We start from the raw sequence: 16777 nt of genomic DNA, 5'->3' as shown, positions 1-16777 counted from the left end.
CTATTATTTCAAGACGTGGTAATAATTACTTATATTTTTGCTGCATATAATTCTATATACTCTTTATATGAGACATAGGGGGGTGACATAAATTGAAAGCTGCCATATATTCAAGAAAGTCCAAGTTCACAGGTAAAGGTGATTCTATAGGAAATCAAATTGAACTATGTTCTAACCATGCCAAGAACTTAGATATATATGATTTTATTGTATATGAAGATGAAGGCTTCAGTGGTAAAAATACCGATAGACCTGAGTTCCAAAGAATGCTTCAAGATGCAAGAGATAAAAAATTTGATGTACTTATATGCTATAGATTAGACCGTATAAGTCGTAGTGTATCTGACTTCGCTACATTACTTGAAGAACTTAATAATTTAGAAATATCTTTTATAAGCGTTAGAGAACAATTTGATACATCTACCGCTATGGGTAAAGCCATGCTCTATATATCTTCTGTATTTGCTCAACTTGAAAGAGAAACAATTGCAGAACGTATAAAAGATAATATGTATGAACTTGCAAGAAATGGTAGATGGCTCGGTGGCCCTCCTCCACTCGGATACAAATCTTTATCAGAAAAGTTTATTGATAAAGATAAGGAAAGAAAAAGAACAAACCTTATTGTAGATAAAGAAGAATCTGATAAAGTTAAATTTATATTTGCAACTTATCTCAAAGTTAGATCTACTCAAAAGACTATTAAGATATTAGCTGAAAACGGTATAACAGGAAAAAATGGTATACCAATAAAAAAAGGTACTATAGCAAATATTCTTAGAAATCCTGTATATGTAAAAGCTACTGATGAGGTTATTAAATATCTTATTGAAGTTGAAAATATAACTGTTGTTGGTGAACCAAACGATTTAAATGGCATTTTAACGTATTCTAAACATAAAGGTAGTGTTCAGAAGGATAAGGACAAATGGATAGCTTCTATTGGGCCTCATGAAGGTATTCTTGATTCTTACACCTGGTTAGAAACTCAAATGATTTTATCTTCTAATGCTGAAAAGGCTCCTCGTTCAGGAACTTCTAGAACTGCTCTACTCTCAGGATTTATAAAATGTAAATGTGGCTATGCTATGGGAGTTAAATACGGTGTTAAAAGAAAAGATGGTACTAAACCTGCTTATTATGCTTGTACAGTAAAAGAAACTGAGGGTATCTCTGTATGTGATAGTAAAAATATAAGGATTGAAGAGATTGAAAGTGCTGTTATAGAAAATCTTAAAAATATTGATAAAGCTACTTTATTAAAAGAGCTTCCTGTTATGGATGATGATGTTTCTAACAATTCGGCTGAAATAGAGTTTATTAAAAAGAGCATTGCTGATAAGGAGGCTGCTATTTCTAATTTAGTTAAACAATTAAGTTTATTGTCTGGTGATTCTTCTAAGTATGTTATTGGTGAAATAGATAAGTTAAGTGGTGATATCACTATTATGAAGAAGAATTTAGATAGCATGACTCAGGCTAGTAAGAGAAAATCTAATAAGATTCTTGATGTTGATCTTATTTTAGAGAATATAAATAAGTTTAATAGTTTGATAGGCAGTGCTAGTTTGGATGAACAGAGATTTATTTTAAGTAATATTATTAGTAAGGTTGTTTGGGATAGTGATCTTGGTGAGGTTAAGGTCTATTATGTGGGTAGTTAGTGTGTAACCTAGGGCTGTATAGCTCTAGGTTTTTCTATGTTGTTTTGGATAATAAGGCAAAAGCACTATTAACAGATATAGGAACAGAAGAACTTGCTCATGTTGAAATAATATCTACTATGGTATATCAACTTGTGAAAGATGCAACTCCAGACGAATTAAAAGCAGCAGGTCTTGGAGCTCATTATGCACAACACGCTAATGCACTATATCCATCAGATGCAGCTGGAATTCCATGGACTGCAGCTTATATACAATCTGTGGCAGACCCTATAACTGATTTACATGAAGATATGGCAGCTGAACAAAAAGCTTTAGCAACATATTATAGACTTATAAGTATGACTGACAATGTAGATATTAAAGAAGTTCTAAAATTCCTAGCAGAAAGAGAAGTTGTTCACTATCAAAGATTTGGTGAAGCTTTAATGGATGTATACGATTTTGGAAATTGCAAAAAGGTATATTAGAAATAAGGAGTCTTTAGGACTCCTTATTTAAATTCGAATTATTATATTCTAATAATCCTAATTTATTAGTTAACATATGTTTGCGCTAAATTAATAATACAATATTAATTTTTTATTAAATAACAAAAGAACTTGATTTAAAATCAAGTCCTTTATTTTATAATTAATTTTAAATTATTGCACCTTTTACCTTACGTTGTTTCTGAACTTCTTCCTCTTCTAATACTCCTAATTTTCTAGCTACCAATTTAGTTGTACTAGCTTGAACTACTAGTGTTATTAGAATTGTCATAAATACTACTGATGATATTACATCTGAATTAGGTAAATTCATAGCTACTATTATACCTGCTAATGCAGCTGGTATTACCCCTGTTTCTCTAACCCACATCATAAATAGCATTTCTTTTAATGACCACTTAGCTTCTCTATCAGGTAAAACACTTATAATTACAGATATTGGTCTTGCTATAAACATTAAAACCAGTACTATTATTAATGAAGGTAACCAATATTGACTAAGAGCAACTATATCAACTTGGGTACCTAGTATTACAAATATACCCATACGAGCTAAAGTACTTAAGCTTTCTCTAAAATGCAACTCTGATTGGAACGATTCTTCTGGCACCCATAATCCAAATACTTTTTTATTTCCACTTATAAGTCCAGCAATAAATACTGCCATATATCCACTTCCGTGTAATAATGTAGCTATTTCGTAAGATAATGCAACTATTAATACTGAAATTATAGGGGCATATTGATGAAATATACCTGATTTTTTATCACATACAAGTAATGAGAATATATACCCAAGTATTACGCCAACTAAAGTTCCCACTACTATCATGACAAGAAGCTCTTTGGCATTTTGACCTATAGATATTTTTCCTGAAGTAATTATAGTAAGAACTGCACTAACAAGAATAGCTCCTACAGCATCGTTAAATGCAGATTCGCTAACTACTGTTTGCTTTAATCTATCTTTTATAGTAATTTGTTTGAATACAGGTATCAATGTAGCTGGATCTGTTGACGCTATAAGAGAACCTATAAGTAATGCATACATAAAATCTATATTAAATATTTTCTGAGCTGCTAATGCTACCACAACTGCCGAAATTACAACTCCAATTGAAGATAATAACCCTACACTTATTTTAACTTTATTTAAAACTTTAAGCTTTATTTCTCTTCCACCCTCATAAAGAATAAAGGCTGATCCAAATGTAAGTAATAGATTATTTTCAATAGGAAATGACTCTATACTTATTAAATTTAAAAAAGCTGGGCCTATAACTATCCCTGCTAATAAATATAATACAACATCTGGCAATTTTACCTTTTCACTTAGTTTACCAAAAACTATACCTGTTATAGCTATAGCTGAAAATATAAGTAATAAGTTACTTGTAGCTATAGCCGCTGAAGTATTTTCCATATTATCACCCCATTTAATTATTAATTAAAACCTATGAGTTCTGTATACAAAATTTCAATTTATCTCAGTATATTCCCATTCAATATTAAAGTCAACACATCTAAAAATTATTATTATTTTGAGAATTGTAAGTAAATTCAACCATTATAACATATCTAGATAGTTATATTATTATCAATTAAAAAGAGCTTATAAACTCTTTTATAAACTCTTTTTAATTAATTTATATAATTTTATGACCTCTAAATCTTACTACATCTCCTGGTATCCCAACTACAGTCCTATCTGAATCAACATCATTAAGTACAACCGCATTACAACCTATTTTAACGTTATCTCCTACATTTATAGGGCCTAATAATTTAGCTCCAGCTCCTATGAATACATTATTTCCAACTGTTGGGTGCCTCTTTCCTTTGTCTTTTCCCGTTCCTCCAAGAGTAACTTGATGGAATATTGTAACATTATCTCCTACCTCAGCCGTTTCACCTATAACAACACCCATACCGTGGTCTATAAAGAACTTTTTTCCTATCTTAGCTCCTGGGTGTATTTCTATTCCAGTGAAAAATCTACTTATCTGTGATATAAGTCTTGCTGTAAAAAACCTTTTCCTATTGTATAACTTATGTGCTATTCTATGAGTTATCATAGCATGAACACATGGATATAGTATCATAACCTCTATAAAACTCGGGCTAGCAGGATCGTTTTCTTGTATATTTGCTATATCTTCTTTAAATGATTTAAACATATTAACCCTCCATTTTTTTAATATAATCCCTATCATTTTAGTATGATTTAATTATATAATTTAACATGCGATTATGTCAATAATCAGAATTATAAATTGTCACAAATATGTCATATGAAAATATTTACAGCAAAAAAATAGTAGAGTATTGACTCTACTTAAAATAACGTGGAATTTTTTTTATATATTATTAGATAGTAATTATATCTTGGCGATTATACAATTTACTACTAATATTATATTCGAACTTATATGTATTTATTCACCTTTTCTCATTTCTACATATCCTCTTGTATCATATTTCTTAATTGTTGAAACAATTCTTCTGCACTATCCGTTTGTATTATTTCATTGTTAACTATAGCATAAGGCCCTTCTGCACATTCTCTGCACAATTCTAAACATGGGAAAACCTCAATATCTGCTTCATCAAATTCTTCCATTAATCTAGACTTTACCTCTTCTGAACCATATTGAAAATTATTTTCACAAAATTGTATTCTTATACCCATAATATATACCTCCTTGTATTTTTACATATTTGTTATATTTAACAATTAGTGCAATTTTTATACTTTCGGATAAATTATAATATCCTTGCATTAAAAAAGTTCCAACATGCATTTTGCAAGTTAGAACTTCTCTTTTATGTTCTTATGTATATTTTATTTTATGGGAAATATACATAACAATATTAATTTCTATAGTTTTGCAAGAATAATTGCATAAGTTTCTTACTTTATTGCATCTTGTAAAACAACTTTCAAATTTTATTGATAAGTATGCTCTGGATCATAATCATAATCCATATCTAATTCATAATCAAAATATACTAAAACTTCGTTGTTTTCCATATCTCCATACCTCCTATAATAATATTAGTTTTTATAATAAAATTTTCTCTTATTTAATAATTTTCATACATTTGAATGTTATATTTATATTCTATCATTTTATTATATTTTATGCAATATTAAAGCAAAAATGAACCAAAAAAATAAAAAAATCTTATCAATTTTTTGATAAGATTTTTTTGAAATTATATCATAGATAATACTCTTATTTTTACATCTTCATCTAAACTGCTAAATCCAGATATATGCTCTATGTCTTCTAGTAAAAACACTTCAATATAATCATATAATGCTTTCAAAACATAGTAATCTGGCCTATCTTTAAAATATAAATATAAGTTTTTTATATATTTTAAATAACATTTATTTAATTTTAAGTTAACATACTGAGTATACTGTTCTCTTCTAGTTTTTTGGAAATATTCTTGTAACCTCATATAAGCACATTCTGTATCTCTAGTTCTTACATAATTACTAAGCCTTTCATTTAGAGCCTCTTCGATTATTAGAATTGCATCTCTATTTACTTGCATGTCAATATAATAAGAATTTTTGCTGTATTTAAATTTGTAAAAGTCTTGAATTAGCGCCATTTTATCTCTCCTTGCATTTTATATTCCTACTTTAATATTATTTTCAAAAAAATATATTTTTAATACAATAAAATGCAAAAAAGAGCTTTTAAATTATAAAAGCTCTTTTTATATTTTGTTATCTTTTACCCTTGTTCATATCTATAGCCCCTAAAGCTACATGGGCAACACCTGCACCTACTAAAAGTGCTCCTGCCATATTCATATAATCATTTTTTTTCCAGTTTTGTTTCTTCATTTGCATAGCATCAAGAGCTAGACCTGTAGCAGTAACTGCAGTACCTAACGCAACTGGTATCATTCCTTTTTTCATAATGACAACCTCCTTGTGATGTAGATTGTTATTATTGTGTGCAAATATATATATAATATTAGATGTAAAAATTTATTAAATTGTTATTTTAAACCAGTAGAGCCAAATCCCCCAATTCCTCTGTCTGAATTATCAAGTTCATCAACTTCTTTTATATATACTTTATATGTAGGTTTTATAATCATTTGAGCTATCTTCATATGTTTTTCAACTTTAAAATCTTCCTTACCGTGATTTATTAATATAACTCCTATCTCTCCTCTATATCCTTCATCTATAGTTCCTGGAGAATTTAAAACCGTAATACTATGGTTTAATGCAAGTCCGCTTCTCGGTCTTACTTGAGCTTCAGTATTTTGTGGAAGTTGTATTAATATTCCGGTTTTTATAAGTCTTGTTTCATTAGTTGGTATTATAATTTCTTCAATTGAATATAAATCCATTCCTGCATCATCTTCATGAGCAAAATTTGGAATTATTGCATCTTCATATAACTTTTTTATTTTTAATTCAAACATACTTATCTCTCCCTTATAATGTTTCATTTATTAAATAACACAATTATATATTATTATACCCTTAATGTACTTTTTAAAAAAATCTATTTTTTATCAATTTAATATTACCTATCAATATACCCTATATAGTATCGGTGTACAAAAAAGGGTTATATCAAGCCCTTTAGTTAGTTGTTGAATATACCACTTCACTAAATGAAGATTTGACTCCATTTTTTACTAATTTAATTTTATAAAAATAAGGTGATATTGGCCTTAGTCCTGTGTCTATGTATATATTACTATCAGTCTTGCCTATTTCTATATACTCACCTTTTGCTGAGTTACTTCTATATATAATATAATAATCAGCTTTATATGTTTTATCCCATCTTAAATATATGGCACTACTAGATACAGCAGATATATAAATTGATTTTGGAGGACTTATATTTGGCATTTCTACAGATACTATGTCACTAAATTTGGATTCAACTTTATCTTTTACAGAAGTTATTTTATAAAATACTTTACTTCCTGGTCTTACATTTTCTATTGTATAAGCATTGTAATATGATTTATGTATTATTTCGTATGATCCATCTTTTTTATTACATTTATATATATTATAGTAATCTACATCATCTATTTTCTCCCATTCTAAATATACTTTATTATTAGACAAAAATACAATTCTAATTCCTTGAGGAGAATCTGTTTTATCCAAAGCTACTATTGTACAAGTTAATAAAAAAGTAAAAATAGTACATATCCATATATACTTTTTTATATTTTTCAAACAATCACCTCCATCATTTTATTTTTTGTATATTTAAAGTTTTTATGTAAAAATTTATTTCCTCTTATGAGAAAACAATATGGATTTTGCTTATTGTTTATATTCTATACAAAATTTAATAAATATGTTAATATTAATAGTTGCTAACTAGTGAACCAGGAGGGATAGAATGAAACTTATATTGGCTGAAAAGCCATCTGTTGCAAAAACAATAGCATCTTTTTTAGGTGCTAGCAAAAAACACGATGGATATTTTGAAGGTAGTGGATATATAGTAACTTATGCTGTAGGCCACTTAGTTTCTTTATATGATACAAAAGACTATGACAAATCCTATTCTGGAAGTTGGAAAATAAACAACTTTCCTTTTATACCAGATAAATTTAGATTTAAAGTTGAAAGTAGTAAGTTAAAGCAATTCAATATAGTAAAAGACCTTTTACATAGAGATAATATAGAACTAATTATAAATGCAACAGATAATGATAGAGAAGGTGAACTTATATCTTTTCTAATATTTTTGCTAGCTAAAAATAAAAAACCAATAAAAAGAATACTAGTAAATGAATGGACTCCTGAGGATATACAGAGAGGCCTTTCTACTTTAAAAGATGATATGGATATGAGAAATCTTCAAGCTGCCGGATATACAAGGCTTGTTATAGATTGGCTTATTGGTATAAATTTCACAACTGCTGCAACTTTAAAATACGGTAATGGAAAATTACTAAATATAGGGCGAGTTATACTTCCAACAGTTAAACTCGTATATGATAGAGATATGGAAATAAAAAACTTTATACCTCAAATTTATTTTGAGCTTCATGGAACTTTTTCGGCCTTAAATGGAAAGTATAATGGAAAGTATATAAAAAATAAAGATTCAAGATTTGATAAAAAAGAAGATATACAAAAAATCTTAGATGATATACAAAATAAAAAAGGTTTTGTAAAAGATAAAAAAGTTTCTAAGTCTAAGGAATATGCACCTAAATTATTTAGTTTAACATCATTACAAGGATATATAACTTCTAAACACAACGGTTGGACATCTGATAAAGTTCTTAAAGTATGTCAATCGCTTTATGAAGGTAAGGGATCTGGGGGTTGTATAACATATCCTAGAACAGATTCTGTATATTTAGAGGAAAGCTTAGCAGGCAAAGTGTCTCAAACACTTGATAAACTTAAAAAAGGCCTTCCCTATGAAGACAAAATAAAATTCGCTAAAACAAAAAGAATATTCGATTCTTCTAAAGTAGATAGCCATAGTGCTATAATCCCAACTTATATAATACCTAACAAATTAACACCTGATGAAGAATTAGTATACAAAGCAATTAAAGACAGGTTTTTGGCAAACTTCATGCCTCCTGCTGAATATGAAAACACAGAGATAATTACTGATGTAAATAATCATAAATTTATAACTAAAGGTAAGGTATTAAAATCTAAAGGATATCTTGAGATTTATGGTAAAGAAGAAGGCGATGAATTGTTGCCATCTGTAGATATAAATGAAGAAGTAGATGTTGAAAAACTAGAAATAGTTGAAAAACAAACAACACCTCCAAAATCATATACAGAAGATACATTACTTAAAGCTATGAAAAATTGTGGTAAAAGCGTTTCTGAAGAAGATACATCAGTTTTATCAGGATACTCTATAGGTACATCTGCTACCCGTGCAGACGTACTAAAAAAAATATTAGATGTTGGATATGTAAGCAAAAAAGGAAAATCCTATTATGTAACCGATCTTGGCATAAACTTAGTTGAAATATTTCCTATAAAAGAACTATTAGACGTAGATTATACAGGTAAACTTGAAAAAAGCCTTTCTGATATACAAAAAGGACAATATACTAAAAGTGATTATCTTAAAAATATGATTGAGTTTGTATTAAAGGGAGTAGAAGTAATAAAAAAAGATACTAATAGATCTATAAATACAACTATTTATAAGTATAATTCCACTACTAAATCATATACGACATCAACTGATAAACCCAACGAGAAGTCTAACGATTTAGAGTCTTTAGGAAAGTGTCCCGTGTGTAAAGGTGATGTTGTAGAAATATCCAAAGGATTCATTTGTCAAAATTACCAGGAATGCAAATTTGGAATCTGGAATGAAGATAAATTTTTAAAGGCATTAAAGAAAAAACCTAATAAGACTATGGTAAAAAGTATATTAAAGAGTGGTCAAACAAAGGTTAAAGGCCTTACATCTAAAAAAGGAAATAAATTTGATGCTACACTGAAATATACAAAAAAAGAAAATGGATATTGGGGCTGGGATATGACCTTTGAAGATAATAAAAATAAAGAAAAAGAGAAATAGACATCTATTTCTCTTTTTTAATGTGTATCTAATGCTTTGCTTTCATACATAGCTTTTTTTCCATTCATATTCTTTTCTATATTTTTATAAAAAGCCGATAGTATCAATGTTAATACAGATAATATAACTATTGTTCCACCTGGAGCTAAATCAAAGTAATAAGAAGTAAATATTCCAAGTATAATAGATGCTTCTCCAAATAAAACAGACCATAACATTGCATTTTTAAAACTCTTAGCTATTTGTAAACTAGCTGCTACAGGAAGTGCTATTAAAGAAGATACTAAAAGTACCCCTACTATTCTAAGTGTCAATGTTATAGTAGCCGCAACTAATATCATAAATATATTGTTTATTAAACTTACTGGAATTCCTGAAAATTTAGCACTTTCTTCGTCAAATGATATATAAACCAACTCTTTATAAAATAATTTTATAAATAATAATATCACTATACCTACAAACACAATAAGCAATATATCTTCTTTAGTAACTGTGGTTATACTTCCATACATAAATGAAAATAAATCGAAATTTACATCTTGAGAAAAACTCATAAGTATTCCCGATACTCCAACTCCAACAGCCATAATTATTGCTATAGCAAGATCTGCATATTGTTTATAGCCTTTTCTAAGCTTTTCTATAACTATAGATGCAATTGTTGAGGCAGTGAGTGAACCTACTAAAGGATTTGAATTTAATATAACAGCTCCTGCTATCCCAGATAAAGCTATATGAGACAAGCTATCTCCAATTAAAGACATTCTCCTAAGTACTATAAACATTCCCATAATTGGACATATAAATCCAACTATTAATCCGGATAGTATGGCCCTTTGCATAAAGCCGTATTGAAGTATTTCCAAGAAACTAACCTCCCCTCTAATAAAAACAATCTAATATTATTTCTTTTGAAACTGTTTCCCTACAGTTATCATATACATCTATTTTTTTACATTTAAGACATACAAGTTTTTTTACTTCGTGTTTAATTATTGATATATCATGAGAAATCATAACTATAGTCAAGTTCAATCTTTTATTTAATTGAGATAGTAATGAATAAAAATCGCTTTGTGCCGATAAATCAATTCCTACAGTTGGCTCATCTAAAAACAATATCTCTGGAGAATTAACTAATGACCTAGCTATAAATACCTTTTGTTGTTGACCTCCAGATAGTTCTCCAATTAGTTTATGTTTGTTTTCTTCCATACCAACTAACTCTAAAACCCTATCAACTTCTTTTAAATGATTTTTATTTATAGATCTAAAAAGTCCTATTTTAGAGGATAAATTCATAGCTACTACCTCTTGTACTGTTGCTGGAAATGATGACACGAAGGAATTTGCCTTTTGATTTACATATCCAACCTTTTTCCAATCTTTAAATTCATTTATTGGAGCTCCAAATATATCTACCGATCCATCTAATGGCTTTATTTCATTTAACATAAGTTTTAGGAGTGTACTCTTGCCTACTCCATTAGATCCTATTATACCTACATAATCTCCTTTATTTATATCTAAATTTATATTATTAAGTATTATATTATCTTGATATCCAAATGTAACATTTTTAAGTTTAATTATTTGCTCCATAATATCTCCCCTATTTTAAAGCTTTGGTCAATACATCTAAATTCTGTTTCATTAAAGATATATAAGTTTCTCCATTTTCAAAATCTTTTTTACTAATTCCATCTATAGAATATAGCGTAGCTGTTTGTATTCCAATTTCATTTGCTAGAGTCTGAGCTGTTTTTGGATTTACAAGTCCATCAAAAAATATATATTTAGTATTATTTTCTTTGGCGTATTTAGTTAACTCACCTAATTTAGCTGGAGATGGTTCTTGATTTGGAGATAATCCAGTTATAGATATTTGTTTTAGATTATAAGCCCTAAACAAGTATTCATAAGCTCCATGAGATACAACTGCCGTATCTGTCTTTAGATTAGTTAAATTATTTTTATAATCATTATCTAGACTGTCAATTTCTTTTATGTAGTCATTGTAATTTTTTTCATAGTAATCCTTATTATTAGGGTCTGCTTTTATCAATGCGTTTTTTATGTTTTCACATTCTTTTATTGCATACTCAGGATTTAGCCATACATGAGGATCATATTCTCCATGATCTTCATCTTCGTCTTCCTCTTCATGATCTTCTTCATTATATTTTAATGGTGTTATATTATCTGTAGCTTCAACTACTACAAGTTTTTTATTTTCAGATGAATCTATTATATTTTCTGCCCAACTATCTATACCCAATCCGTTGTATATAAAAACATTAGAACTTTGTATTTCTCCCATTAACTTTGGACTTGGTTCCCATTCATGAGGCTCTCCCCCTGGTGGAACAACATAATTTAAATTTATTTTATCTTTACCTATATTTCTTGTAAAATCATATATTGGAAATATAGTAGTATATACAGTTATCTTACCATTGCTTTGACTTTCAGCTTTGCCAGAATCGCTACATCCAATTAAAGATATTCCCATTACTATACTTATAATTAAAGTTAGAACCTTCTTCATATTTCCACCTTCCCTACTAAATATTACTTTAAATAATTATTCTCATCTTCTTTAATTGAGAATTCTTATCATTATTATAGACCTTTATTTGAAAAATATCAACTTTTATTCTAATTTTACACTTTAATATTCTACCACATATATCCATAATTTCAAAATAAGTACCTATTAACGTTTTTTAATTATTTACATAATGTATAACTTTTATACTAACATTAAAAGATTGCTAGAAGTATTCCTAGCAATCATCAAATATATCTTGTATCTTACACTCTATCATCTTTAGCATTTCCATAAGTGTTGGATTTCTAAGTTTACATCCACACTTAGGACAATATAAATATTTAGAACTTACTAGTGCTCTACATTTCGGCTCTGGACAACATACCTTTTCTATTTTCAATATTACTTTATACCCACATCTAGGGCATATTGAACCAGGTCTAGAAGATATTTCTCTTCCGCATTTAGGGCAACTAATCATATTACCCACCCCCAAGATGTCATTATCAATAAGTATCCAAAATATGATACTTTGTTATATAATATTCATATGTGTCCCTATTTGTTATCATTTTTTTAAGTAATATTCTAAAGCCTTTAATACATTTGACACTTGCATTGCAACACCTATAGAAAGAGCATCTTCATCTATATCAAACGTTGGGGTATGACCTCCGTATACTATACCCTTTTCTATATTGCTACATCCTAATCTATAAAATGCAGACGGTCTAGCATCTGCAAAATAGGCAAAATCCTCAGCTCCCATTCTAGGTTTAGTTATATTTACAATGCTATCATTTCCTAAAATATCTAAAACAGATTCTCTAACTATATCTACTACTTCATCTGAATTTACTAACCCTATATATTCTTTTATTTTTATAATTTCGCCTGTAGCTCCAAAAGATTTTGAGATATTATCTACTATTTCTTCTATTCTTTTTATTGTTTTACTTCTTATATCTTCATCTAATGCTCTAATTGTACCAACTAGAGTAACCTTATCACACAATATATTACCTTGTATCCCTCCAATTATTTTCCCTATTGTTATAACTACAGATTCAGCAGATGAGGTATTTCTAGACACTATTGTCTGTATTGCGTTTACAACATTTGTAGCTACCACTATAGCATCTATACCTAGTTCTGGATATGCTCCATGGGCACTTTTACCATATATATTTATTTCAATAGTATCTGATGATGCGTTCATTCTTCCATATCTTATACCAATTTTACCCGTTTCTATATCAGTAGCCATATGAAGTCCAAATATAGCATCTACATATGGATTTTCTAAAACTCCTTCTTTTATCATAGGATATGCTCCTCCTATATTCTCCTCAGCAGGTTGAAATATTAATTTTATATTCCCATATAAATTTCCTCTCATTTCTGATAGTATCTTCGCGGCACCCAAAAGTACTGCCATATGAGCATCATGGCCACATGCATGCATCTTGCCATCTGCTAATGATTTATAACTAACATCATTAGCTTCCAATATAGGAAGTGCATCCATATCTGCTCTAAGACCTATAGTAGGTCCAGGATATTTTCCATTTATTAATCCAACTACTCCTGTATTTGCTACTCCGGATATAAATTGTATATTCATTTCTTCTAAATAATCACATATTTTTTGAGATGTTCTAAATTCCTCCATACCAAGTTCTGGATTTTTATGAAAGTCTCTTCTTACATCTATAAGCCAGTTTTTTATAAGATTAGACTTAGTTATTATATCGTTCATATAACCCCTCCTAAAGGTAAAACAAGAACACTATAATATTAACTTATTAAAATAACAAAAAAAGGTTGCTTGTATAAGCAACCTTTTTATATATTTATTTAAGCATTTTCTCTAGATTTTCTTATGTCAGCTTGTGCTGCAGCAAGTCTAGCTATTGGAACTCTAAATGGAGAACAAGAAACATAATCAAGGCCTAATTCGTGACAGAAGTTTATAGAGTTTGGCTCTCCTCCATGCTCACCACATATACCTAATTTTATGTTTTCTCTACTTTGTCTTCCAAGCTTAGCCGCTAATTTAACAAGTTTTCCAACACCATTTACATCTAATACTTGGAAAGGATCTTTTTCAAGTATATTTTTATTTACATATTCTCCTAAGAACTTGTTTGCATCATCTCTTGAGAATCCAAATGTCATTTGAGTTAAGTCATTAGTTCCAAAGCTGAAAAATTCTGCTTCTTCTGCTATTTCATCAGCAGTCACACATGCACGTGGAACCTCTATCATAGTTCCTATAGTATATGGTATTTCAACTCCTGAAGTAGCTAATTTATTATCTATTAATTCTTTTATCATATCTTTTATATATTTTAATTCTTTTACTTCACCAATTAAAGGTATCATTATTTCAGGTACTACATTTATTCCTTGCTTTTTAACTTCTATAGCTCCTTCAATTATAGCTTGAGCTTGCATCATATACATTTCAGGATAAGTTATAGCAAGACGACATCCTCTATGGCCTAACATTGGGTTAACTTCTTCTAGGTCATGTACTCTCTTTTTAAGTTGTTCAAAGTCTACATCCATATTTGAAGCTAATACACGTATATCAGAATCTTCTTTTGGTAAAAACTCATGTAGAGGTGGATCTAATAATCTTATATTAACAGGTCTTTCTCCCATAACTTTGAATATTTCTATAAAATCTTGTCTTTGCATTGGAAGAAGCTTATCTAATGCTTTTTGTCTTTGATCTAATGTTCTAGATATTATCATTTCTCTAACTGCAGGTATTCTTTTTTCATCAAAGAACATATGCTCAGTTCTACATAGACCTATACCTTCTGCACCAAACTTAATTGCAGTTGCTGCATCATGTGGAGTGTCAGCATTAGTTCTTATTTTTAATTTTCTAAATTCATCAACCCAAGTCATAAATTCTTCAAATTTACCGCTTAAATTCGCTTCAACAGTATCTATTTTATCTAAATAAACATTACCTGTTGTACCATCAAGAGATATATAAGAACCTTCATTTACAACCACATCTTGCACGCTCATTACCTTTTTCTCTTCATCTATTTTTACTTCTCCACATCCACTAACACAACACTTACCCATACCTCTAGCTACAACTGCAGCATGAGAAGTCATTCCTCCTCTAGCTGTAAGTATACCTTCACTAGATATCATTCCTTCTATATCTTCAGGAGATGTTTCTACTCTAACAAGAATTACTTTATCTCCTCTTTTATTTGCTTCTACTGCATCTGCTGCTGAGAAATAAACTCTACCACTTGCAGCACCAGGAGATGCCGGTAATCCTGTAGCTATTACCTTAGAATTTTTTAGAGCAGTTTCTTCAAAGTTAGGATGAAGAAGTTGATCTAATTGGTTTGCTTCTACTCTAAGTATAGCTTCATCTTTTGATATAACATTGTCATTTACTAAATCAACAGCTATATTTATAGATGCTTGAGATGTACGCTTTCCGTTTCTAGTTTGTAATATATATAACTTTTCGTTTTCTATAGTAAATTCAATATCTTGCATATCTTTATAGTGACCTTCAAGTATATGAGTTACTTTTACAAATTCATCATATATACTTGGCATTATATTATTTAATGTATCTATAGTTTGAGGAGTTCTTATTCCTGCAACTACATCTTCACCTTGTGCATTAATTAGATACTCTCCATATAATTTATTTTCTCCTGTAGATGGATTTCTAGTAAATGCAACTCCAGTACCACTAGTTTCACCCATATTTCCAAATACCATAGATTGTATATTTACAGCAGTTCCTAGTTTATCTGATATATCATGTAATCTACGATATACTATAGCACGTGAATTGTTCCAAGAATTAAAAACAGCCGTTATTGCTAACATAAGTTGCTCTTTTGGATCTGATGGAAACTCTGCTCTAAGTTCTTTTTTGTATACTTTTTTAAATTCAACAACTAAAGCTTTTAAATCTTCTGGTGTAAGATCTGTATCAAATTCATAACCTTTTTGTTCTTTAACTCTTTCTAATATATGTTCAAATTTATATTTAGGCACACCCATAGCTACATCAGAGAACATTTGTATAAATCTTCTATAACTATCGTATGCAAATCTTTCATTGTTAGTAGCTTTAGCTAAAGCTTCTACTGATATATCATTTAAACCTAGGTTTAATATAGTATCCATCATTCCTGGCATTGAAAATACTGACCCTGAACGTACAGATAATAAAAGTGGGTTTTTATCGTCCCCTAACTTTTTTCCTAATTTATTTTCAAGATTTTCTAAATGTTGTTCTATTTCTTTAGCTAATTCAGTTGTTACTGTCTTTTCTTTTTCATAATAATAGTTACATGCACTTGTTGTTATAGTAAATCCTGGAGGTACTGGCAAACCTATTTTAGTCATTTCTGCTAAATTTGCTCCTTTTCCTCCTAATAAACTTTTCATTTCCTTAGTTCCTTCACTAAAGTCATATACATACTTAGTACTCAT

16 protein-coding genes are annotated in these 16777 nt (G+C 29.2%); 3 read left to right on the top strand and 13 right to left on the bottom strand.

Annotated elements, in window-relative coordinates; genetic code table 11:
• The first annotated feature begins 92 nt into the window (after positions 1-92).
• Positions 93-1664: a recombinase family protein gene (locus ACUSRV_RS07235; protein ID WP_490141261.1), complete on the top strand. Its 1572-nt coding sequence runs from the start codon at positions 93-95 to the stop codon at positions 1662-1664.
• A 44-nt stretch (positions 1665-1708) separates the two neighbouring features.
• A complete protein-coding gene (locus tag ACUSRV_RS07230; RefSeq protein WP_490141260.1) occupies positions 1709-2134 on the top strand; it encodes a manganese catalase family protein in 426 nt (141 codons plus the stop codon).
• A gap of 169 nt (positions 2135-2303) precedes the next feature.
• Here ACUSRV_RS07230 and ACUSRV_RS07225 read toward each other — a convergent pair whose 3' ends face one another.
• The 7 genes from ACUSRV_RS07225 to ACUSRV_RS07195 form a co-directional block, all read right to left on the bottom strand.
• Complete coding sequence (locus ACUSRV_RS07225; RefSeq protein ID WP_490141259.1) at positions 2304-3578, bottom strand: cation:proton antiporter; 1275 nt, start codon at positions 3576-3578, stop codon at positions 2304-2306.
• Positions 3579-3801: 223 nt separating this feature from the next.
• A complete protein-coding gene (epsC, locus tag ACUSRV_RS07220; RefSeq protein ID WP_490141258.1) occupies positions 3802-4332 on the bottom strand; it encodes a serine O-acetyltransferase EpsC in 531 nt (176 codons plus the stop codon).
• Positions 4333-4610: 278 nt separating this feature from the next.
• Positions 4611-4844, bottom strand: coding sequence for a DUF1450 domain-containing protein (locus ACUSRV_RS07215; protein WP_490141257.1), 234 nt, complete (start codon positions 4842-4844; stop codon positions 4611-4613).
• A 527-nt stretch (positions 4845-5371) separates the two neighbouring features.
• On the bottom strand, positions 5372-5779 hold the full coding sequence (locus ACUSRV_RS07210; protein WP_490141256.1) for a hypothetical protein: 408 nt from the start codon (positions 5777-5779) through the stop codon (positions 5372-5374).
• Between the two features lie 118 nt (positions 5780-5897).
• Positions 5898-6092, bottom strand: a complete 195-nt coding sequence (locus tag ACUSRV_RS07205; RefSeq protein ID WP_490141255.1) for an asparagine synthase — start codon at positions 6090-6092, stop codon at positions 5898-5900.
• Between the two features lie 83 nt (positions 6093-6175).
• A complete protein-coding gene (gene dut, locus ACUSRV_RS07200) occupies positions 6176-6610 on the bottom strand; it encodes a dUTP diphosphatase (RefSeq protein ID WP_490141254.1) in 435 nt (144 codons plus the stop codon).
• A gap of 163 nt (positions 6611-6773) precedes the next feature.
• Positions 6774-7388 (bottom strand): fibronectin type III domain-containing protein, encoded by a 615-nt coding sequence (locus tag ACUSRV_RS07195; RefSeq protein WP_490141253.1) that lies wholly within the window; start codon positions 7386-7388, stop codon positions 6774-6776.
• A gap of 169 nt (positions 7389-7557) precedes the next feature.
• Here ACUSRV_RS07195 and ACUSRV_RS07190 point away from each other — a divergent pair, with 169 nt between their 5' ends.
• A complete protein-coding gene (locus ACUSRV_RS07190; protein WP_490141252.1) occupies positions 7558-9732 on the top strand; it encodes a type IA DNA topoisomerase in 2175 nt (724 codons plus the stop codon).
• A gap of 17 nt (positions 9733-9749) precedes the next feature.
• On the opposite strand, the gene ACUSRV_RS07185 is transcribed toward ACUSRV_RS07190, so the two are convergent.
• The 6 genes from ACUSRV_RS07185 to ppdK form a co-directional block, all read right to left on the bottom strand.
• Positions 9750-10601, bottom strand: a complete 852-nt coding sequence (locus ACUSRV_RS07185) for a metal ABC transporter permease (protein WP_490141251.1) — start codon at positions 10599-10601, stop codon at positions 9750-9752.
• A gap of 16 nt (positions 10602-10617) precedes the next feature.
• Positions 10618-11337, bottom strand: coding sequence for a metal ABC transporter ATP-binding protein (locus ACUSRV_RS07180; RefSeq protein ID WP_490141250.1), 720 nt, complete (start codon positions 11335-11337; stop codon positions 10618-10620).
• Between the two features lie 10 nt (positions 11338-11347).
• The gene (locus ACUSRV_RS07175) at positions 11348-12283 is read right to left on the bottom strand and encodes a metal ABC transporter substrate-binding protein (RefSeq protein WP_490141249.1); all 936 of its coding nucleotides are present in this window, start codon (positions 12281-12283) and stop codon (positions 11348-11350) included.
• Between the two features lie 238 nt (positions 12284-12521).
• Complete coding sequence (locus ACUSRV_RS07170) at positions 12522-12767, bottom strand: hypothetical protein (protein ID WP_490141248.1); 246 nt, start codon at positions 12765-12767, stop codon at positions 12522-12524.
• 87 nt (positions 12768-12854) lie between these two features.
• Positions 12855-14045, bottom strand: a complete 1191-nt coding sequence (locus ACUSRV_RS07165) for a M20 metallopeptidase family protein (protein WP_490141247.1) — start codon at positions 14043-14045, stop codon at positions 12855-12857.
• Between the two features lie 98 nt (positions 14046-14143).
• Positions 14144-16777, bottom strand: a complete 2634-nt coding sequence (ppdK, locus tag ACUSRV_RS07160; protein ID WP_490141246.1) for a pyruvate, phosphate dikinase — start codon at positions 16775-16777, stop codon at positions 14144-14146.

It is taken from the genome of Sporacetigenium sp. TC11 (assembly GCF_058146105.1).
This window is presented reverse-complemented; position numbering and strand designations above follow the sequence as displayed.